Consider the following 20697-nt stretch of genomic DNA (forward strand, 5'->3'; position numbering starts at 1 on the left):
ATTTTAGTTGATTTTGAATCTAATATACGTAATTGCTTTGTCTTTCTCTAAATACTGACCTTCGTAAAAGGTCTGAATTTCAGTAACTTCTTCTGGACTACCCTCTAATTTATAAACATTATGGTTGGCATAAAGTACTTCTAAACCTAGACCATGTAATAAGCCAAGCGTGTAGCCATGCATAAACTCGCTATCTGTTTTTAAATGCATTAATCCACCTGGTTTTAATACTTTTTTGTAGCGTTCTAAAAACTGCAAATTGGTCATTCGGTGTTTTGTACGTTGATATTTTATTTGTGGATCTGGAAATGTAATCCAGATTTCATCAACTTCATTGTCGCTAAAAACATGGTCAATAAGTTCTATTTGTGTTCTTATAAAAGCAGCATTAGGAATATCTTCTTCAATTGCCGTTTTTGCTCCTCTCCAAAATCGTGCACCTTTAATATCTATACCAATAAAGTTTTTATTAGCATCGCGTTTTGCTAAGCCAACGGTATACTCACCTTTTCCGCAACCCAATTCTAAAACCAATGGATTGTTGTTTTTAAAAACTTCCGACTTCCATTTTCCTTTTAATTTATACGTTGCATCCACCAATTCTTCACGTGTTGGTTGATACACATTATGAAAGGTTTCATTTTCTCTAAAGCGTTTGAGTTTATTTTTACTTCCCACTAATTATCGATTTATTAATAATTCGGTAAAATTAAGCAAACATTTTAGGTTTACCTTTGTTAAAGACAACCTAATCTATAAATTAGAAAAATTGATATAAGGTGAATACTAAAAAAAGGATATTAGTAGCTCCGCTAAATTGGGGATTAGGACATTCTACACGATGTATTCCTATTATAAATGCTTTAATCGAAAATGGCTTTGAACCTATTATTGCCAGTGATGGAGTTGCTTTAGAATTATTAAAAAAGGAATTCCCAACACTGAGCTCCTTTGAATTACCATCTTACAATATTACGTATGCTAAAAAAGCAAATGGCTTTAAAATTAAGTTGATAAAAGATTCACCACATCTATTAAAAACTATTAAACGCGAAAAAAAAGTTATTAAGGCTTTAGTTGAAACTGAAGCTATTTCCGGTATAATCTCGGATAACAGATTTGGTGTACGTCATAAAACTATTCCATCTGTATTTATTACACACCAATTACGCGTTTTAAGTGGAAATACAACATGGCTAAGCAGTAAATTACATCAAAAAATAATTTCGAAGTTTAATGAATGTTGGGTTCCAGATTATATGGGCACAATTAATTTAAGTGGTGAATTAGGTCATCCTAAAAATTTTGAGGCGCCTGTAAAATATTTAGGTGCCTTAACTCGATTTAAAAAACGAGATGTAGAAACTGAATACAATCTACTTGTTTTACTCTCTGGTCCTGAACCGCAACGCACGTATTTAGAAGAAAAACTTTTAAGTGACTTAAAACACTATAAAGGGCGTGTGCTCTTTGTAAAAGGAAAGGTAGAATCTGAGCAACAGAAAACGGTTACGGACAATGTAATTGTCTATAATTATATGACCAGTGAACAGCTTGAAATTGCCATAAATAAAAGCGACCTTATTCTTAGTAGATCGGGTTATACAACGCTAATGGATTTAGAAAAACTTGAAAAGAAAGCTTTTTTTATACCCACTCCAGGACAGTTTGAACAAGAGTATTTAGCTAAACGGCTATCTTCAGAAAGAATTGCTCCGTATTGTGACCAAGATGATTTTGATATTAATATGCTATCTGAAATTGAAAAATTTAGCGGATTTAAATCTCAAGAATACGAATTAAATTACAAGAAATTATTTGGACTTTTCTAGAGTAAATGAAAACTCACTACCGACTCCTAATTCGCTTTCAATATATATTTTTTCTTCGTGCCCTTCAATAATATGTTTTACAATAGATAATCCCAATCCAGAACCACCTTCTTTACGAGAACCACTCTTGTCTACACGATAAAAACGTTCAAATAGACGCTGAAGATTCTCTTTTGCAATACCTTCTCCATTATCAGTAACTCTGATAATAGCTTTGTTTTTTATAAGATTCTCTATACTTACTTCTGTGGTTCCTTTTTCGCGTCCATATTTTATAGAGTTAACAACAAGGTTGGTTAAAACTTGCTGGATACGTTCTTTATCGGCATAAACCATTATAGGCTCAGGATAATCAATATCAAAAGTTAAGGTAATGTGTTTTTTAGCAGATTTCATTTCAAAAAGATCAAACACATTTTGAACCACTTTAACCATATCAAAATTTTCTTTTTCTAAACTCAAATCACCAACTTCTAGTTTGGTAATCATATCTAAATCTTTGATAATATAGGTTAGACGTTCAACCCCTTTAGTGGCTCTAGCTAAATATTTATTTTTGATTTTTTCGTCTTTTATATCTCCTTCTAATAAGGTCAGTAAATAGCTTTGTACGGTAAATAAAGGTGTTTTTAGTTCGTGAGAGACATTACCAATAAATTCTTTGCGATATTCTTCTCTAATTTTTAGTGTTTCAATTTCAAACTTTTTGTTTTTGGCGTATTTATCAATTTCTTTTGTTAACGTTCCCATATCTGTAGTTATGGGTTGCCGTCTTAGACTTGTCGATTCTAAAAGGGTTAAATCGTCGTATATTTTCTTAACACGTCTGTATATAAATCGCTCAACCCGATACTGAATAATAAGAAAAGTAAACGGAAAACATGTTAATGGATAAAAAATAAAGTGCCAGTTAATTATATGGTAATATTGCAAAAAAGCACTTACAAGCAACGTCGTAAACAACGTAACATATAGTGCTGTTCGCAAGGCAAACTTATATGATTTCTTAAGAGTTTTATGTTGCATTAGTCTACAAACTTGTAACCAACACCTTTTACGGTTTTAAAGGATTTATCTCCTATTTTTTCACGCAGTTTTCTAATGTGGACATCGATGGTTCTTCCGCCTACAACGACTTCATTTCCCCAGACCTTATCCAAAATCTCGTCGCGTTTAAAAACCTTACCTGGTTTGGTTGCTAGCAAAGATAACAATTCAAACTCTTTTCTAGGCAAAGCGGTTTCTTTACCATTTATTGTAATTTTATACTCTTCTTTATAAATTACTAAATCACCAATTTCCATTACCGTTTCAACATTACTTTCAGAATGCTTTAAACGTCTCAGCAAAGCTTTCACTTTACTAATTAAAACTTTAGGCTTTATAGGTTTTGAGATATAATCATCTGCACCAGCTTCAAAACCGGCTACTTGCGAGTAGTCTTCACCTCTTGCAGTTAAAAACGTAATAATCGTTTCGCTTAGATTAGGCTCCTCTCTAATACGTTCACAGGCCTCAATGCCATCCATTTTTGGCATCATTACATCAATTATAATTAAATGAGGTTGATGTTTTTTAGCTAATTTAACGGCTTCTTCTCCATTTTCACCTTTAATAACTTGATAGCCTTCAGCAGACAAATTAAAACCTACTATTTCTAAAATATCTAGGTCATCATCAACTAATAATATCTTAATATCTCTCTTTTTCAATTGAATTACGTTTTAAATAATTGTAAATATAATTTATATCTCTATTAACCACCTGTAAATATGTAATTGATAACAATTCCCTAACATTAAAATTCTAAAATCTTGACTACTAGAAACACCTGAAATTTACGATGTTATCATATTGTAAAATGATAAGTATTAACGATTCTGATTATTAAAGTTAAGGATTTGTTGTTATATTTGTTACTTAAACCTTATAAAATAAAATTATGAAAAAAATTTACTTTTTATTACTTACATTACTAGTAGCTTCCTTTTCTTTTGGACAGGACATGATAATTACTGGTGCTTTTGATGGACCACTTACGGGAGGTACACCAAAATTAATTGAAATTTATGTCGTTAATGATATTGCTGATTTATCAACTTACGGATTTGGATCTGCAACCAATGGTGGAGGTACAGATGGTGAAGAACTTACTTTTGCTGGTTCTGCATCTGCTGGAGATTTTATTTATGTTGGTTTTGAAGGATCTGGTGGATCTGAAAACCCAGGATCAACAAATGCTTATTTTGGTATAACTCCGGATTATATTGATAGTAATGCTGCTATTAATGGAGATGATGCTCTTGAAATTTTCTCGGGTGGAGCTGTAATTGACACTTTCGGAGATATTAATAATGATGGAACTGATACAGCTTGGGAATATTTAGATGGTTGGGCTTATCGTGTTGACGGTACAGGACCTGATGGATCAAATTTTGTTGAATCTAATTGGACTTTTAGTGGTCCTAATGCTGTTGATGGCTGTACAGATAATACATCTTGTGCTTCTATATTTCCTATTGGCACATACTCTACTGTTGGAAGCACCGCTCCTAGCATTACAATAACGAGTCCTAGTAATAATTCTGCTTTAGCACCTGGTACAACTAGTGTAACCTTATCAATTAATGTTCAAAATTTTAATGTTGGTGCAACTACTGGTGGATTTGATGGTCATATTCATTGGACAATAAATGGTACTGCTCAACCAATGAAATACGATACCAACGATGAAATTTTAACTGTTACAGATGGTCAATCTTACACGGTTTTTATGCAACTAGTTGATAATAGCCATACTCCTATAGCACCTGCTGTTGATACTACTATAATGTTTAGCGTTGCATCTTTAAACCAAGTCGCTAGCATCACTGAATTAAGAGCTGGTACACTTGGTGAAACTTACGAATTAACAGGTGAAGCTATTATATCCTATATTGTTACTGAAGGTAATAGAAACCAAAAATACATCCAAGATGGTGGTGCTGGGATCTTAATCGATGATACTGCTGGTTTATTAAGTACTGCTTTTAGTAATGGTGATGGTATTACAGGCTTAAGAGGACAGCTTACTGAATATGCTAATACACTTCAGTTTATTCCAACTCAGAATGTAGCAAGTGCGTCTTCTACAGGTAACACATTAACTCCAATCGTTGTGAGTGTTTCAGATCTTTTAAACAATGGAGAAAACTACGAAAGCCGATTAATTACTATTAACAGTGCAACATTTGCTGATGCTGGTACATTTACAGATAACACAAATTACAACATTTCTGAAGGTGCTGATACTACAATTTGTAGAGTTGCATTTGGTGACGAAGATTTAATTGGTACTGATATACCTACAACTGCTGTAAGTATTACAGGTTTAGGTGGTCAGTTCGATGACGATTATCAAATTTTCCCAAGATACACTAGCGATATTGCAGCACCATTAAGTGTTACTAATTTTAATGCTACTACTTTTAGCTTATATCCTAACCCAACAAACACTGGGTCTGTTTCAATCTCTTCTACAAATAGCGATGCTATCTCTGTGCAAGTATTTGATATCTTAGGTAAGCAAGTTAAAAACCAAACTATAACCAACAACACGTTAAATGTTGCTAACTTAAAGTCTGGTGTTTACATTGTAAAAATTACTCAGAATAATGCTTCTACTACTAAGAAATTAGTGATTAAGTAAGTATAAATTTTAATACCTATTAAAAGCGTCCCGAAAATTATCGGGACGCTTTTTTATTTTCCATATTTTTGCAGAATGATATCTAAAGACTCCATTTTTAATATAAAATCCAATGCCGAATTCGATGATCTAGCTTTGGAAGTTTTTAAATTTCAGTTTAATAACAACAAAGTCTATCGTTCATTTTGCGATTTATTGTATAAACATCCTTCAGATATAAAACAAGTTTCTGAAATTCCATTTTTACCGATTCAATTTTTCAAATCTCATGAGGTTTTAAGTTCTTCTTTACCAATTCAAAAAACATTTAGCAGCTCTGGCACAACAGGAAGTATTACGAGTAAACATTTAGTTACAGACTTAAATCTCTACGAAGAGAGCTATCTAAAAGCGTTTAAGCACTTTTATGGGACTATTGAAGACTATGTAGTCTTAGCATTATTGCCATCTTATTTAGAACGCGATGGTTCTTCACTGATCTATATGGTAAATGATTTAATTGAAAAATCTAATCAAATTGAAAGTGGATTTTACCTCAACAACCTTGAAGAATTAGCAAATACACTAAAAACACTTGAAGCTAAACAACAAAAAACATTACTCATAGGAGTTTCCTTTGCATTATTAGATTTGGTTGAAGCCTATCAACTAAATTTGAAACATACCATAATTATGGAAACAGGAGGCATGAAGGGTAGACGAAAAGAAATTATTAGGCAAGAGTTACATCAAACTTTACAAACCGGTTTTGGAGTTAACCAAATACATAGCGAATACGGCATGACAGAACTTTTAAGTCAGGCCTACTCTAAAGGTAATGGTGTTTTTGAATGTCCACCTTGGATGAAAATACTAACGCGAGATACTGAAGATGCACTCACTATCCAACAACCAAATAAAACAGGAGGTATTAATGTTATTGATTTAGCAAATTTAAATTCGTGTTCATTTATTGCGACTCAAGATTTAGGAAAAGTCGATGACAATGGCCAGTTTGAAATCATCGGAAGATTTGATAATTCAGATATTAGGGGCTGTAATTTAATGGCTTTGTAAATTGCATTTGCATTCAAAATAAAAACTAGAATGCTAATAAAACTGCTACCTACACTCCACCAAAAATAATCTTATGAATTTTATTGTAAGGAACTAAAATTACTCACGACTTAGTAACAGCTATGAAAAAGTAAGATTTTCAAAAGTTGATTGATTGGTTAGAAGTGTCCGAAAGTAATTTTGGGCACTTTTTTTATGCATAATAAAACCTGTCAGGTTTTTTGGAGCCCAACAGGTCTGAATATATTTTTAAAATTTGAATATTAAACGACTTCTAAAATGAAGTTTGTTTTCTTTCCTCTACTAAGAATAATATATTTATCGTGAATTAAATCTTCCGCAGATAACATATAGTCCTCTTTTACTTTTTCTTTATTTACTGCTACAGCATTTTCTTTTAAAGCACGTCTTGCATCACCATTAGAACTCAAAAAATCAGTTTTCGCTGCTAATGCACCTATCATATCTAAACCTTCTTCAAATTCTGATTTTGAAATCTTAGCATGTTTTACACCTTCAAAAACATCTAAAAACAAAGACTCTGACAATTGTTTAATCTCATTTTTAAAGTCTTTGCTAAACAATATTTCCGATGCTTTTACCGCATTATCATAATCATCTTTACTGTGCACAAATACTGTTACTTCTTCAGCCAAACGTTTTTGTAATAATCTTAAATGCGGAGTTTCTTTATGAGCTGCAATTAAAGTTTCAATCGTTTCTTTATCTAAAAACGTAAAAATTTTAATATACTTTTCAGCATCTTCATCACTAGAATTCAACCAAAACTGGTAAAATTTGTAAACTGATGTTTTATCTGCATCTAACCAAATATTTCCTCCTTCAGACTTACCAAATTTAGAACCGTCTGCTTTTGTAATTAAAGGACATGTCATGGCATAAGCTTTTGCTTGGTCTTCACCATCGTGCATTCGTCTAACCAGTTCAGTTCCTGTCGTAATATTTCCCCATTGGTCGCTACCTCCCATTTGTAGTTTACAACCCATGGTTTTATACAAATGATGAAAATCGTAGCCTTGAATCAATTGGTACGTAAACTCTGTAAAAGACATCCCTACATTGCCTTCATCACCACTTAGACGCTTTTTTACAGAATCTTTAGCCATCATGTAATTTACGGTAATACGTTTACCAACATCTCTAGCAAAATCTATGAAGCTAAATTCTTTCATCCAATCATAGTTATTCACTAAAACCGGAGCGTTTTTTTCAGTTGAATTAAAATCTAAAAAACGAGATAATACACTTTTTATTCCTGCGACATTATGAGCTAAAGCCACTTCATCTAATAAATTACGCTCATCACTTTTCCCAGAAGGATCACCAATCATACCTGTAGCACCACCAACCAAAGCAATAGGTTTGTGACCTGCCTTTTCTAAATGAACTAATAAAATAATTGGCACTAAGCTACCAATGTGTAATGAATCTGATGTAGGATCAAAACCAATATAGGCAGTAGTCATCTCATTGTCTAATTGTTCTTCTGTTCCTGGCATGATATCATGTACCATTCCTCTCCAACGTAATTCTTCTACAAACTTGTTTGCCATTATTTTTTAGTTTCAAATTGATTTGCGCAAAGATAAGTTTCCACCTTTAAAGACAAAAGACAATTTTAACTCAATTTAGCGATTGTAAAATTTATTAGACTTGAAAACTTATATAATGAAAATTCACATTTTAAATAAGGCTTAAAAAACGTAACTTTACCCAATGATTCTAGTAACAGGAGGTACAGGTTTAGTTGGTTCGCATTTACTTTTTCAACTTTTAAAAAGTAATGAACCGATACGTGCAATATATCGACGAGAGAAAACGCTAGCACGTGTAAAAAACGTTTTTTCCTACTTTTCGGATGATGCTGAAACGCTTTTTAATAAAATTGAATGGGTTGAAGCAGATGTTAATGATATACCTAAACTTCAAGATGCATTTAAAGGCGTTACACACGTTTATCATTGTGCTGCTTTTGTTTCTTTTGAGCCTAATAAGTATATAGAGTTAAGACGGATTAATATTGAAGGCACGGCCAACATCGTTAACTTATCTATAAGTCATAAGGTTAAAAAATTATGTTATGTAAGTACTATCGCGGCAATTGGACATCATAGCAATCCTGAAAAATTAATAGATGAGCAAACCGAATGGAGTCCTGAAGACGATAATAGCGTGTATGCGATTACTAAATACGGAGCAGAGCTTGAAGTGTGGCGAGGCACTCAAGAAGGCTTAGATGCCGTAATTATTAATCCTGGAATTATTTTAGGAGCTGGCTATTGGAATGGTGGAAGCAGTGGCAGTTTGTTTAAGCGAATTTATAACGGTACGCCGTATTACACTTCTGGCGTTACTGGTTATGTAGACGTTTGGGATGTCACAAATGCTATGGAACAGTTGATGAAAGGGAGTATTAAAAATGAAGGTTTTATTTTAGTCTCAGAAAATTTAAGCTTTAAATCCTTTTTTACAAAAGTAGCAACATATTTAGATGTTAAGCCACCTACAAAAGAAGCCAAATCTTGGTTATTGGGAATTGGCTGGAAATTAGATTGGCTAAATCATAAGCTTTTGGGTAAACGCAGGCGATTAGCTAAACAAACGGCAAAATCTGCGGTAAGCATTACAAATTATGATGCATCAAAAATAAAAAACAGTATCAATTTTGAATTCAAATCAATAGATACAAGTATAGAAGAGGTCAGTAAATTATTCCTTAAACATCTTTAGGTTTCGCGTTCTTTAAACCTGCGGTATCTATAGTCTTTACATTAGAATCTTTTGGAATTCTTCGTTTTTTTGATATAGAATCTCGACGTCTTTTAATAGAATCGGTTTCCATTTCTCTTAAATCATCATAATATTCCTTTTCGGATTCGAGACGTGCCTTTACATTATCAACTATTTCCTTATAAGTTTCAGTATCAAAAGCGTAATACGTGTTGCTTTCAGCAAATCGAATACTATCTACATTATGTTTTTTTAAAATATAAAATTCTGGATCTAAATCATTTTTTTCCAAAGTCGCCCTATTAACTCCTTTAGCTGCATTCATAACATATAAATCATACAGCAAATCAGTCATTTGCGCTTTTGATATTAAATCATCTGGTTTTTCGGGTTTATTAATACCATCGCAGGCCAAAATTACAATCCCAAATACCAATACAATACTGATTTGCTTTAACATCTTATCTATCAAAAGTTAGTCGTTGTCCTGCTTTAACGCCTAAAACATTGAAATTATTATACACCAATTGCCCGTTTACAAAGGTATGCGTAATTCTACTTTTAAATGTGTTGCCTTCAAAAGGAGACCAACCACATTTGTAAAGAATATTACTTTTATTAACGGTCCATGGACTTTGAGGATCTACAATTACTAAGTCAGCAAAATAACCTTCCTTAATAAAACCACGTTTTTCAACGTTGAATAATATAGCAGGATTATGGCAGGCCTTTTCCACAATTTTTTCAACTGAAATTTTCCCTTGATGATGTGCTTCCATCAAAGCTACCAAAGCATGCTGCACTAATGGTCCACCAGAAGGAGCATTCATATAGTTATTCGTTTTCTCTTCTAAAGTATGTGGCGCATGGTCTGTAGCAATGACATCTATTCTATCATCCAATAAAGCCTTCCAAAGTTGGTCTCTATCTTTTGATGTTTTCACTGCCGGATTCCATTTAATATGACTTCCTTTTTTTGCATAATCTTCATCTGAAAACCACAAGTGATGCACACAAACCTCAGCCGTAATCTTTTTATCCTTTAGTGGGATTTTATTTGAAAACAATTTGGTTTCTTTTCCTGTTGATAAATGAAATACATGCAATCGCGCTCCAGTTTTCTTAGCTAATTCAATCGCTTTTGAAGACGATAAATAACACGCTTCTTCACTTCGGATGATAGGATGTAATTCCATTGGAATATCATCTCCATATTCTGCTTTATATTTTGCTAAGTTGGCTTTTATAGTCGCTTCGTCTTCGCAATGCACCGAAATCACCATATCTGTGCTCGAAAATATTTTTTCAATCACTTTAGGATCATCAACCAGCATATTTCCTGTAGAAGACCCTAAAAATAATTTTAAACCTGCAACGGTTTTAGGATCTACTTTTAGAATTTCGTCCAAATTATCATTGGTACCTCCAAACATAAACGAGTAATTAGCGTAAGACGAGTTTGCAGCAATATCAAATTTCTCTTCTAACTTTTCTACTGTTGTAGTTTGTGGATTGGTATTTGGCATCTCTATAAACGAGGTAATACCACCAGCGATAGCCGCTTTAGATTCCGACTCTATGTTGGCTTTATGCGTTAATCCTGGTTCTCTAAAATGAACTTGGTCGTCAATCATTCCTGGAAATACATAGTTTCCTTCAACATCAATAACCAACATGTCGGCAGATTTGACACTTATAGATATATCAATTTCCTTTATAATATTGTCTTCAATAAGAATGTCACCTTCAACAATTTTTCCTTCGTTGACAATTCTTGCGTTTTTTATGAGGGTATTTCGCTTCATGTATCTTTTACTTAGTAAATAAGCTTTTAATTTTTAAACTAATAACTCCAAAAATAGCTTCGGTAATAATGCCTCCACTCATTTTAGATTTACCTTTGGTTCTATCCTTAAAAATAACTGGTATTTCTACAATTTTAAAACCTTTATTATGGGCTTTGAATTTCATTTCAATTTGAAACGCATAACCGACGAATTTTATTTTCTTAAGATTTATAGCTTCTAAAACAGCTCTTTTATAGCAAATAAATCCGGCTGTGGAATCCTTAACTTTCATCCTCGTTATTAATCTTACATAGCGCGACGCGCCATAAGACAAAAGAATACGGGACATTGGCCAATTAACAACCGTAATACCTTTAACGTAACGAGAGCCTACTGAAACATCTGCCCCATCAACTGCACAAGCCTTATATAGCCTTATAAGATCTTCTGGACTATGTGAAAAATCTGCATCCATTTCAAAAATGTACTGATATGATTTTTCTAAAGCCCATTCAAATCCCGCAATGTAAGCCGTACCCAAACCACTCTTTTCAGTCCGCTCTAATAAAAATAAGCGATCTTTAAATTCTTTTTGCAAACGTTTTACTGTGTCACCTGTTTTATCTGGTGAATTATCATCTACAATAAGCACATGGAATTCTTTTTGCTGTGCAAACACAGCTCTGATGATTGATTCTGCGTTTTCAATCTCGTTATAGGTAGGGATTATGACAATTGCGTCAGACATTAACTCACTTTTAAACACTCTTTTTGAGTGACTTTTAGAATTTGAACAAAAATAAAGTTTTTAACGGATTAAATACTAGAATTAACTTTTTTGATAGATATGAATAGTACTTATAATAGTCAGCTCATTTTTTTATAATTTAGCGGCATGCGAAATTATATAACACACGAGTGGTTTACCATTTTTACAATCATAGGATTGTTTACCATCGTGGTTGCAAAATATTTGAATACGTTGCGATTTAATGATTTCTTGTATGTTATAGGTAATTCTAAATACCTTAAAATATATGCTAAGGATCAAAAATTTATAGATCAGTTTGATAGCTTTCTGTTTGTAAACCTCTCGCTATCCTTAAGTATTTTCATCTATTTTACGTATAACACGTTTATAGCACCTGTTAGTTTTGAGCTTATTTCGTTCCTTAAATTATTGTTTGCCATTTCTACTATCTTAATTATAAAAACCCTTTTGGAACGCTTAATTGGAAGCCTTTTTGAAATGGATAGTTTAATAGATGACTACTTATTTCAAAAGACAACTTTTAAGAATTTTTCTGGGCTTATATTTTTAATTGCGAATTTGTTTTTATTATACACGGATACAGGTATGAATATTATCATAATCTCAGCTTTATCTGTGGTTTTCCTTATAAATCTCATTGGATTTTTATCTTCATATAAAACCCATCAAAAGTTAATTAATCCAAATTTTTTCTATTTTTTATTGTATCTTTGCGCTCTCGAAATTGGCCCTTATGTACTTTTATTTAAGGTCATTAGGGAGTATAACGTTTAAAACACCCAGTTTACGTATGAAAGTGAAAACAATTTTAGTATCACAACCAGAGCCTAAAATAGAGAACTCCCCATACTTTGATTTGCAAGAAAAGCAAAAAGTAAAAGTAGACTTTAGACCTTTTATTCATGTTGAAGGAGTATCCTCTAAGGATGTGAGACAACAAAAAGTTGATCTTACTAAATATACCGCTATTATACTTACAAGTAGAAATTCAGTAGATCACTTCTTTAGGGTCGCAGATGAATTACGCTTTAAAGTTCCAGATTCTATGAAATATTTCTGCCAATCTGAAGCTGTTGCCTATTATTTACAGAAATATGTGGTGTATAGAAAACGTAAAATTTACGTAGGTAAACGCACGTTTGAAGATTTAATGCCTTTGATAAAAAAATATAAAGACGAATCGTTTCTATTACCAACTACAGATAAAGTTAAACCTATTATACCTGAATTATTAGATAAATTAGGTGTTAATTGGAAACAAGCTACTTTTTACAAAACAGTAATTAGCGATTTATCAGACTTATCAAATGTTACTTATGATATATTGGTTTTCTTTAGCCCTTCTGGGATAGATTCTTTATTTCATAACTTCCCTAATTTTGAACAAAAAAACACACGTATTGCTGTATTTGGAAACACAACCGTAAATGCAGTTAAAGAAAAAGGATTGCGTGTAGATATTTCTGCACCAACACCTGAAACTCCTTCTATGACCATGGCATTACAGAAGTATATTGATGCTGTGAATAAAGGGAAATAATAAAAGAAATATTACTTCATATAAAAAAGCGATTCTAAATATAGAATCGCTTTTTTTAGTTTATAAGAATTAAGGTCTAAAATGCATAACGTTGTGGACCACCACGTCTCACTTCTTCAGAAGCATAAGATTCAAACTTCTTAAAGTTCTCCCTAAACGCATTAGATAATTTAAATGCCATAGTATAATAAGCTTTGTCGTCATTCCAAGTCGTTCTTGGACTCAACACTTCTGTTGGTACTCCAGGACATGTTCTTGGTTGCGCCACTCCAAATACCGAATGAATATGATAATCTTCATAAGTGTAATCCTTTAAATCACCATTTAAAGCTGCATTAATCATAGCGCGCGTGTATTTTAATTTCATACGTGTCCCTACACCATAAGGACCACCTGTCCAACCTGTATTTACTAACCATACATTTACGTTAGCATCTTTCATCTTTTTACTTAACATCTTAGCATATTCCGTTGGATGTAATGGCATAAAAGGCGCACCAAAACAAGCCGAAAAGCTTGGTACAGGCTCTACTACTCCAGCTTCTGTACCAGCTACTTTAGCAGTATAGCCAGAAATAAAATGATAAGCCGCCTGACTCGGTGTTAATTTAGATATTGGAGGTAGAACTCCAAAGGCATCCGCTGTTAAGAAAAATATATTCTTCGGGTTTTCACCAATTGAAGGTTTTCGAATGTTGTCTATATGATAAATAGGGTAACTTACCCTTGTGTTTTGCGTAATAGAAGTATCTTGAAAATTAACATGCCCTTTATCATCTAGGATTACATTCTCTAAAATTGCTCCTTTTTTAATCGCTGCAAAAATCTCGGGTTCTTGCTCTTGAGATAAATTAATTACCTTCGCATAACAGCCTCCTTCGAAATTAAATACCGTATTCTCTGCTGTCCATCCATGTTCATCATCACCAATTAAACTACGATTAGGATCCGTAGAAAGGGTTGTTTTCCCTGTTCCAGATAAACCGAAGAAGATCGCGGTATCATCATCTTTACCAACATTAGCACTACAGTGCATTGGTAATGTATTTTTAAATACAGGAAGTATAAAATTTAAAGCAGAAAAGATTCCTTTTTTAATTTCACCTGTATAGCCCGTTCCACCAATTAACGCAATCTTACGTGTAAAATCCAAAATTGCAAAGTTATGTTGGCGTGTACCATCTACTTCAGGATCAGCCATAAAACCTGGAGCATTTACCACGGTCCACTCTGGCGAAAAGTCTTTTAATTCATCTTCCGAAGGGCGTAAAAACATATTATAAGCAAACATGTTACTCCAAGGGTATTCATTAATGACTCTAATATTTAATTTGTAATTTTCATCTGCACAAGCGTAACTATCGCGCACATAAATCTCCTTTTCAGATAAATAATCAGCAACTTTATCGTAAAGTTTTTGGAATTTATCACCATCAAAAGCAATGTTAATATTTCCCCACCAAACTTTATCTTTGGTGATGTCATCTTTAACAATAAATCTGTCCAATGGAGAACGACCTGTAAATTCACCTGTATTAACCGCTAAAGCACCAGAAGAAGACTCTACTCCTTGTCCTTTTGCAATAGTTTCAGCATGAAGTTCATCTGAAGATAATTGATAATTTACTTTTGCATTTTTAATTCCATATTGATCCAACGAAATCGATTTCGTTGATTGGGAATGATTTGCCATAATATTTGTGTTGTTTAGTTCTGCAAAACTAAAATATTATTTTGAAACAGCATTGTAGATTGCTATTAATCATCGTGTTTTCTTATAATACCAATCAACATTACAATCCAAGCAGAGATTAACAGTAGACCTCCAAAAGGCGTTATCATTGCTATAGTTTTAAAGTCGAAGCTTGAAAGTGTGTTTGTAGCCAATCCATAAATAGATCCTGAAAAGAAAATAACACCAATAAGTGCTAAATAAAAAATTGTTTTTTTCATTTTTAAACTCACAAATGACGTACCGCCAAGGATGAGAAGCAAAAACGCATGGTAAAGTTGATAACGCACACCAGTTTCAAAGGATTTAATAGCATCAGTATCAACTAATTTTTCTAAACCATGTGCAGCAAAAGCACCCAAAATAATCCCTAAAATTCCTAAAACTGCTCCTGTTACTAATAGCTTCTTATTCATAATTAAAACGTTAATTCGGTTTTTAATGCCTATTGTATTTCTTACTTTCGTTGAATACAAAATTAGTTATATAAACCCATTATGCGAAACATATTAATCATTGGAGCAGGAAAATCGTGCTCATATCTTATAAAATATTTACTCGATAATTCTCAGACCGAAAAGCTTCATATTACCATAGGAGATCTTAATGTAGACAATGCTAAAAAGCTTGTTGGCGATCATCCCAATACTGATGTTATCCATTTAGATGTGTTTAACGCCGAATCTAGAATTGCAGCGGTAAAAAAAGCTGATATCGTAGTTTCAATGCTTCCGGCACGTTTTCATATCGAAGTTGCCAAAGATTGTATTACATATAAAAAGAATATGGTTACGGCTTCTTATGTGAGTCCAGAAATGGAAGCTTTAGATGCAGATGCTAAAGCCAACAATCTCATTTTTATGAATGAAATTGGTGTAGATCCTGGCATTGACCATATGAGTGCTATGCATGTCATTGATAGGATTAGAGATAAAGGTGGAAAAATGATTTTATTTGAATCCTTTACAGGTGGTTTAGTAGCTCCGGAAAGTGATAATAACCTATGGAATTACAAATTTACTTGGAATCCAAGAAACGTCGTCGTTGCAGGACAAGGTGGAGCCGCTAAATTTTTACAAGAAAATCAATTTAAGTACATTCCTTATAACCGATTATTTAGACGTACCGAATTTTTAGATGTTGAAGGTTATGGACGTTTTGAAGGTTATGCCAATAGAGATTCTCTAAAATACCAGCAAGTTTATGGTTTAGACCATATTAAAACTCTTTACAGAGGAACTATGCGACGCGTAGGTTTTAGTCGCGCTTGGAATGTTTTTGTACAATTAGGAATGACAGACGATAGTTATACAATTGATGATAGTATTAATATGAGCTACCGTGATTTTGTAAACTCTTTTTTACCATATAGTCCAACGGATTCTGTGGAACTTAAGTTTAGACATGCCCTTAAAATTGACCAAGATGATATTGTTTGGGAAAAATTCTTAGAGCTCGATATTTTTAACCCTAAAAAAATGGTCGACTTAGATAAAGGAACACCTGCTCAAATTCTTCAGAAAATCTTAATGGATAGCTGGACGCTTAGTCCAGATGATAAAGATATGATAGTTATGTATCATAAGTTTGGGTACGAACTTAATGGCAAAAAACATCAGATTGATTCTACGATGGTTACACTTGGAAAAGACCAAACTTATACTGCCATGGCCAAAACTGTTGGTTTACCGGTCGCCATTGCAACTTTAGCCATATTAAATGGTAAAATAAAAACACCAGGAGTTCAAATTCCTATAACGAAAGAGGTTTACACCCCTATTTTAAAGGAATTAGAAGCTTATGATATAATTTTTAAAGAGTACGAAGTGCCATATTTAGGTTACAATCCTCTGAATCTTTAGAATAAGAATTAAACAGAATAATAGCATAAAGCGTTTCAAATTGAAACGCTTTTTCTATCTTTAACTTTCAATTTATTAGATTATTACTCATGAAGATTAACGATAATGGTATTTACATCGATGGTATTGATAAAAAAATACTACGTGCATTAATGGAAGATGCCAGAACACCTATTCTTGAAATCGCTCGGAATGTCGGTATTTCTGGTGCTGCAATACATCAACGTTTAAAAAAACTTGAAAAATCAGGACTTATCGCTGGATCTAAATTTATTATTAACCCCAAAGTTTTAGGGTATACCACTATGGCATTTGTTGGCGTCTATCTCGATAAAGCCATCAGTAATCCTGAAGCTGTAAAGCAATTACAAAAAATTCCCGAGGTGATTGAATGCCATTACACCACAGGTAACTGGTCTATTTTTATTAAAATTCTTTCTAAAGACAATGAACACTTAATGCACGTACTTAACTCCGAAATACAAAGTATAAAAGGGGTTTCTCGAACAGAAACGTTTATTTCGTTACAAGAACAAATTAATCGACAGATTAAGATATAGTTGTTATGGTGTTGGGTTAGGAATATCAGAATGAACAGCATCAATCTCCTTCATAACCTCATCCGATAAAGACACATTTATACTGTCTATATTCTCTTCTAATTGTTCAAGATTAGTTGCGCCAATTATATTACTGGTTACAAAAGGTCTTTCATTTACAAAAGCTAAAGACATTTGTGCCAAAGACAGATTATGATTTTCCGCAATTTTTAAATAGCGTTTTGTAGCTTCTGTAGCATTTGCACTGCTATATCGTGAAAAATGCGAAAACATATTCAATCTTGAATTTTTAGCAGCTGTTCCGTTTATATATTTCCCAGATAAGACTCCAAATGCCATTGGAGAATAGGCTAATAAGCCAATATTCTCTCGCTGTGAAACTTCTGCTAAATCACCTTCAAAAACTCTATTAATTAAAGAGTATGCGTTTTGTATGGTAATCATTCGAGGTAAACTCTGCCTTTTAGATTCTTCTAAATAACGCATAGTTCCCCAAGCCTTTTCATTAGAAATACCGACTTGCCTTATTTTTCCAGTTTTGATAATCTCATCTAAGTTGTGAAGAATTTCCTTAAAATTATCTTCCCATTTATCTTTAGGATTATTTTTATAATCGCGTACTCCAAAGGTATTCGTATTTCGTTCTGGCCAGTGCAGTTGATATAAATCTATATAATCGGTTTTTAAGCGTTTTAAACTGTGGTTTACGGCATCATTTAGCGCTTCCTTGCTAAAACCATTAGTTCTAATATGAGCTGTATAATCTCCAGTTCCTGCAATTTTAGAACCCAAAACAACCTTATCTCTGTTTCCTGTTTTAGCAAACCAATTACCAATAATACGTTCGGTTTCTGCATAGGTTTCTTTTCTCGCCGGAACAGGATACAATTCTGCAGTATCAAAAAAATTAACTCCTTTATCTAAAGCAAAATCCATTTGAGCAAAACCTTCGTCTTGGGTATTTTGATTTCCCCATGTCATGGTGCCAAGGCAAATTTTACTAACTTTTATATCTGTGTTTGGTAGTGTTGTGTATTTCATCTTTAGTTCCCGTGAAAACGGGAATCTCATTTTAGTTAAACTTAATTTATTAATCTACGTTTCGACTCCGCTCAGCGCAACATTTTCACACCTAGAATATACAGTAAATATAAGAAGACCTCACAGGTTTTAAAAACATGTGAGGTCTAAATGTTTGTTAATATACCTTTACGAAAAGCTTTTAGCGTCGAGACAATTTATTCAAACTGAAACTCAAATTCAACAGATTGCTTCATTCCTCGCAATGACTTTCTAGTTTAAATTTCATTCAATAATTTAGAAATCTCATCTAACTTAGGCGTTAAAATCACTTCAATTCTTCTATTTTTTGCTTTACCATCTGCTGTGTCATTTGTCGCAATTGGTGCAAATTCTCCACGTCCTGCAGCTGTTAAATTTTCAGGATTAATAGCATCGTTTTCTCTAAGGATGTTCACAATGGCTGTTGCACGTTTTGCAGATAAATCCCAATTACCACTCAATTGCGCATTACCTTTATATGGTACATTATCCGTATGACCTTCAATCAATACCGAAATTTCAGGATTTTCAGCCAATACGCTTCCCAGTTGTTTAACCGCTTGCTTACCTTGAGAGCCAACATACCAACTTCCAGATTCAAACAATAATTTGTTTTCCATAGAAATGTATACTTTTCCATTGCGTTGCTCAACGGTTAAGCCTTTACCTTCAAAATTAGTCAACGCTTTAGAAATGGCATCTTTTAATTTGTTCATTGCTGCATCCTTACTCGCAATAACATTTTCTAATTCAGCCACACGTTGCGAACGACTTTCCAATTCTTGCTTCAACGTATTTAAACGTTCGTTTTCTGCGGCTAAAGCCTGCTCCTTTGCTTCCAATTGTGCTAAAAGCTCTCTATTCTTTTGTGCATTTTTAGCAATTGAAGCTGAACTATTTTCCTCTAAAGCTTTATAAGACGCTTTTAAAGTTTCTAAATTCGATTTTGCCGCCGCATAATCTGCTTGAAGTTTATCGCGTTCAGCAACAGCCTTGTCATAAGAGGTTTGCAATTGACCTAAATCATTTGTAAGCTTTGTTTTATCACTAGACAAAGCCTCTACTTCATCAGTTAAACCACGGTTTTCTTGTTTTAGATTGGCATATTTATCTTCAAGATCTGTGTAGATTTTTTTCGACACACAAGATGAAAAAAGCGTGATGGTTAATGCTAAGATTGAAAGTTTTTTAATCATGATTCTTTTGTTAAGTTGTTTTAAGTTTAATTATTATTTGGGGTAATTTCAATAGTTATATTTTAAATATCCAATTCTAATAAAATTGGACAATGGTCACTATGAACCGCTTCAGTTAGTATAACGCTGCGTTTTATTTTTTCTTGTAAAGGTGCGCTTACCATGGCATAATCTAATCGCCAACCTTTATTGTTTGCTCTAGAATTTGCTCTGTAACTCCACCAAGAATACTCCTGACGTTCAGGATGTAAATACCTAAAACTATCTATAAATCCACTATCTATAAATTCTCCTAACCATTCACGTTCTTCGGGTAAAAAACCTGAAACTCCTTTCATTTTTGGGTTATGAATATCAATTTCTTCATGACAAATATTATAATCACCACAAACCACTAAGTTTGGTTTTTCGGTCTGAAGTTCAATCAAATACTGTTGAATAAGATTCATATATTCAAACTTATGCGATAACCGTGCATCGTTAGTACCAGATGGCAAATACATACTCATAACTGAAACTCCATCATAGTCTACTCGGATATTTCTACCTTCAAAATCCATGGATTCGATTCCTGTTCCGAATTCTATATGATTGGGTTCTGTTTTACATAAAATAGCAACTCCACTATAGCCTTTTTTCTGTGCGCTAAACCAATAATTGAATTTGTAACCAGCTTCTGTAAATAAATTAAGATCGAGTTGTTCTTCCATCGCTTTAATTTCCTGTAAACAAACCACATCTGGATCTGTTGCTGTTAACCACTCTATAAAGCCTTTATTTAAGGCTGCTCTGATACCATTGACGTTATAAGAAACTATTTTCATACACATTTCCCGTGAAAACGGGAATCTCATTTTAG

Annotated in this window: 20 protein-coding genes; 8 read left to right on the forward strand and 12 right to left on the reverse strand. The window is 33.2% G+C overall.

Features of this window, described 5'->3' with window-relative positions; all coding sequences use genetic code 11:
• Positions 1-3 precede the first annotated feature (3 nt).
• Positions 4-678 carry a tRNA (guanosine(46)-N7)-methyltransferase TrmB gene (gene trmB, locus HM992_RS01720; RefSeq protein ID WP_178986716.1) on the reverse strand — a complete coding sequence of 225 codons (675 nt, stop codon included), beginning with the start codon at positions 676-678 and terminating at the stop codon, positions 4-6.
• 101 nt (positions 679-779) lie between these two features.
• Between trmB and HM992_RS01725 the strand changes: the two genes are divergently transcribed.
• Positions 780-1832, forward strand: coding sequence for a glycosyltransferase (locus HM992_RS01725; protein WP_179318420.1), 1053 nt, complete (start codon positions 780-782; stop codon positions 1830-1832).
• On the opposite strand, the gene HM992_RS01730 is transcribed toward HM992_RS01725, so the two are convergent.
• Together HM992_RS01730 and HM992_RS01735 are read right to left on the reverse strand one after the other, a co-directional pair.
• Complete coding sequence (locus HM992_RS01730; protein WP_178986714.1) at positions 1815-2858, reverse strand: sensor histidine kinase; 1044 nt, start codon at positions 2856-2858, stop codon at positions 1815-1817. The genes HM992_RS01725 and HM992_RS01730 overlap by 18 nt on opposite strands.
• Positions 2858-3544 carry a response regulator transcription factor gene (locus tag HM992_RS01735; RefSeq protein WP_178986713.1) on the reverse strand — a complete coding sequence of 229 codons (687 nt, stop codon included), beginning with the start codon at positions 3542-3544 and terminating at the stop codon, positions 2858-2860. Before HM992_RS01735 ends, HM992_RS01730 begins: the two co-directional genes overlap by 1 nt.
• A 230-nt stretch (positions 3545-3774) precedes the next feature.
• Here HM992_RS01735 and HM992_RS01740 point away from each other — a divergent pair, with 230 nt between their 5' ends.
• Both HM992_RS01740 and HM992_RS01745 read left to right on the forward strand, forming a co-directional pair.
• Complete coding sequence (locus HM992_RS01740; protein WP_179318422.1) at positions 3775-5520, forward strand: T9SS type A sorting domain-containing protein; 1746 nt, start codon at positions 3775-3777, stop codon at positions 5518-5520.
• 75 nt (positions 5521-5595) lie between these two features.
• The gene (locus HM992_RS01745; protein ID WP_179318423.1) at positions 5596-6576 is read left to right on the forward strand and encodes a long-chain-fatty-acid--protein ligase; all 981 of its coding nucleotides are present in this window, start codon (positions 5596-5598) and stop codon (positions 6574-6576) included.
• A gap of 263 nt (positions 6577-6839) precedes the next feature.
• On the opposite strand, the gene tyrS is transcribed toward HM992_RS01745, so the two are convergent.
• On the reverse strand, positions 6840-8150 hold the full coding sequence (gene tyrS, locus HM992_RS01750) for a tyrosine--tRNA ligase (RefSeq protein ID WP_179318425.1): 1311 nt from the start codon (positions 8148-8150) through the stop codon (positions 6840-6842).
• A gap of 163 nt (positions 8151-8313) precedes the next feature.
• On the opposite strand from tyrS, the gene HM992_RS01755 reads away from it, so the two are divergent.
• Positions 8314-9327, forward strand: coding sequence for an SDR family oxidoreductase (locus HM992_RS01755; RefSeq protein ID WP_178986709.1), 1014 nt, complete (start codon positions 8314-8316; stop codon positions 9325-9327).
• On the opposite strand, the gene HM992_RS01760 is transcribed toward HM992_RS01755, so the two are convergent.
• Genes HM992_RS01760 through HM992_RS01770 form a run of 3 tightly spaced genes read right to left on the reverse strand, consistent with a single transcriptional unit; the run spans position 9314 to position 11862 of the window.
• On the reverse strand, positions 9314-9787 hold the full coding sequence (locus tag HM992_RS01760; protein ID WP_179318427.1) for a DUF4296 domain-containing protein: 474 nt from the start codon (positions 9785-9787) through the stop codon (positions 9314-9316). The two genes, HM992_RS01755 and HM992_RS01760, sit on opposite strands and share 14 nt — an antisense overlap.
• 1 nt (position 9788) lies before the next feature.
• A complete protein-coding gene (locus HM992_RS01765; protein ID WP_178986707.1) occupies positions 9789-11132 on the reverse strand; it encodes a dihydroorotase in 1344 nt (447 codons plus the stop codon).
• Between the two features lie 7 nt (positions 11133-11139).
• Positions 11140-11862: a polyprenol monophosphomannose synthase gene (locus HM992_RS01770; protein WP_179318429.1), complete on the reverse strand. Its 723-nt coding sequence runs from the start codon at positions 11860-11862 to the stop codon at positions 11140-11142.
• Between the two features lie 147 nt (positions 11863-12009).
• Between HM992_RS01770 and HM992_RS01775 the strand changes: the two genes are divergently transcribed.
• On the forward strand, positions 12010-12660 hold the full coding sequence (locus HM992_RS01775; protein ID WP_179318431.1) for a DUF4271 domain-containing protein: 651 nt from the start codon (positions 12010-12012) through the stop codon (positions 12658-12660).
• 16 nt (positions 12661-12676) lie between these two features.
• A complete protein-coding gene (locus HM992_RS01780) occupies positions 12677-13426 on the forward strand; it encodes a uroporphyrinogen-III synthase (RefSeq protein WP_178986704.1) in 750 nt (249 codons plus the stop codon).
• Between the two features lie 76 nt (positions 13427-13502).
• Here HM992_RS01780 and pckA read toward each other — a convergent pair whose 3' ends face one another.
• Together pckA and HM992_RS01790 are read right to left on the reverse strand one after the other, a co-directional pair.
• A complete protein-coding gene (gene pckA / locus HM992_RS01785) occupies positions 13503-15119 on the reverse strand; it encodes a phosphoenolpyruvate carboxykinase (ATP) (protein ID WP_179318433.1) in 1617 nt (538 codons plus the stop codon).
• A gap of 65 nt (positions 15120-15184) precedes the next feature.
• Positions 15185-15574, reverse strand: coding sequence for a DUF423 domain-containing protein (locus HM992_RS01790; RefSeq protein WP_179318435.1), 390 nt, complete (start codon positions 15572-15574; stop codon positions 15185-15187).
• Positions 15575-15655: 81 nt separating this feature from the next.
• Between HM992_RS01790 and HM992_RS01795 the strand changes: the two genes are divergently transcribed.
• Both HM992_RS01795 and HM992_RS01800 read left to right on the forward strand, forming a co-directional pair.
• Entirely contained in the window at positions 15656-17020 is a 1365-nt protein-coding gene (locus tag HM992_RS01795) for a saccharopine dehydrogenase family protein (protein WP_179318437.1), read from the forward strand.
• Between the two features lie 89 nt (positions 17021-17109).
• Complete coding sequence (locus HM992_RS01800) at positions 17110-17580, forward strand: Lrp/AsnC ligand binding domain-containing protein (protein WP_020898179.1); 471 nt, start codon at positions 17110-17112, stop codon at positions 17578-17580.
• Between the two features lie 3 nt (positions 17581-17583).
• On the opposite strand, the gene HM992_RS01805 is transcribed toward HM992_RS01800, so the two are convergent.
• The 3 genes from HM992_RS01805 to HM992_RS01815 form a co-directional block, all read right to left on the reverse strand.
• A complete protein-coding gene (locus HM992_RS01805; RefSeq protein WP_179318439.1) occupies positions 17584-18621 on the reverse strand; it encodes an aldo/keto reductase in 1038 nt (345 codons plus the stop codon).
• Positions 18622-18878: 257 nt separating this feature from the next.
• On the reverse strand, positions 18879-19838 hold the full coding sequence (locus tag HM992_RS01810; RefSeq protein WP_179318441.1) for an OmpA/MotB family protein: 960 nt from the start codon (positions 19836-19838) through the stop codon (positions 18879-18881).
• Between the two features lie 62 nt (positions 19839-19900).
• Positions 19901-20662 (reverse strand): exodeoxyribonuclease III, encoded by a 762-nt coding sequence (locus tag HM992_RS01815; protein ID WP_179318443.1) that lies wholly within the window; start codon positions 20660-20662, stop codon positions 19901-19903.
• Between the last annotated feature and the right edge of the window lie 35 nt (positions 20663-20697).

This window comes from Winogradskyella helgolandensis (genome assembly GCF_013404085.1).
Taxonomy (GTDB): domain Bacteria; phylum Bacteroidota; class Bacteroidia; order Flavobacteriales; family Flavobacteriaceae; genus Winogradskyella; species Winogradskyella helgolandensis.

What these genes read in the sequence shown, in the direction of transcription:
- HM992_RS01765 (WP_178986707.1), bottom strand. Translation starts at nt 11,132, where the DNA reads ATGAAGCGAAATACCCTCATAAAAAACGCAAGAATTGTCAACGAAGGA.
- HM992_RS01795 (WP_179318437.1), top strand. Translation starts at nt 15,656, where the DNA reads ATGCGAAACATATTAATCATTGGAGCAGGAAAATCGTGCTCATATCTT.
- HM992_RS01760 (WP_179318427.1), bottom strand. Translation starts at nt 9,787, where the DNA reads ATGTTAAAGCAAATCAGTATTGTATTGGTATTTGGGATTGTAATTTTG.
- HM992_RS01810 (WP_179318441.1), bottom strand. Translation starts at nt 19,838, where the DNA reads ATGATTAAAAAACTTTCAATCTTAGCATTAACCATCACGCTTTTTTCA.
- HM992_RS01745 (WP_179318423.1), top strand. Translation starts at nt 5,596, where the DNA reads ATGATATCTAAAGACTCCATTTTTAATATAAAATCCAATGCCGAATTC.
- tyrS (WP_179318425.1), bottom strand. Translation starts at nt 8,150, where the DNA reads ATGGCAAACAAGTTTGTAGAAGAATTACGTTGGAGAGGAATGGTACAT.
- HM992_RS01800 (WP_020898179.1), top strand. Translation starts at nt 17,110, where the DNA reads ATGAAGATTAACGATAATGGTATTTACATCGATGGTATTGATAAAAAA.
- HM992_RS01730 (WP_178986714.1), bottom strand. Translation starts at nt 2,858, where the DNA reads ATGCAACATAAAACTCTTAAGAAATCATATAAGTTTGCCTTGCGAACA.
- HM992_RS01770 (WP_179318429.1), bottom strand. Translation starts at nt 11,862, where the DNA reads ATGTCTGACGCAATTGTCATAATCCCTACCTATAACGAGATTGAAAAC.
- HM992_RS01815 (WP_179318443.1), bottom strand. Translation starts at nt 20,662, where the DNA reads ATGAAAATAGTTTCTTATAACGTCAATGGTATCAGAGCAGCCTTAAAT.
- HM992_RS01775 (WP_179318431.1), top strand. Translation starts at nt 12,010, where the DNA reads ATGCGAAATTATATAACACACGAGTGGTTTACCATTTTTACAATCATA.
- pckA (WP_179318433.1), bottom strand. Translation starts at nt 15,119, where the DNA reads ATGGCAAATCATTCCCAATCAACGAAATCGATTTCGTTGGATCAATAT.
- HM992_RS01780 (WP_178986704.1), top strand. Translation starts at nt 12,677, where the DNA reads ATGAAAGTGAAAACAATTTTAGTATCACAACCAGAGCCTAAAATAGAG.
- HM992_RS01755 (WP_178986709.1), top strand. Translation starts at nt 8,314, where the DNA reads ATGATTCTAGTAACAGGAGGTACAGGTTTAGTTGGTTCGCATTTACTT.
- HM992_RS01740 (WP_179318422.1), top strand. Translation starts at nt 3,775, where the DNA reads ATGAAAAAAATTTACTTTTTATTACTTACATTACTAGTAGCTTCCTTT.
- HM992_RS01805 (WP_179318439.1), bottom strand. Translation starts at nt 18,621, where the DNA reads ATGAAATACACAACACTACCAAACACAGATATAAAAGTTAGTAAAATT.
- HM992_RS01790 (WP_179318435.1), bottom strand. Translation starts at nt 15,574, where the DNA reads ATGAATAAGAAGCTATTAGTAACAGGAGCAGTTTTAGGAATTTTAGGG.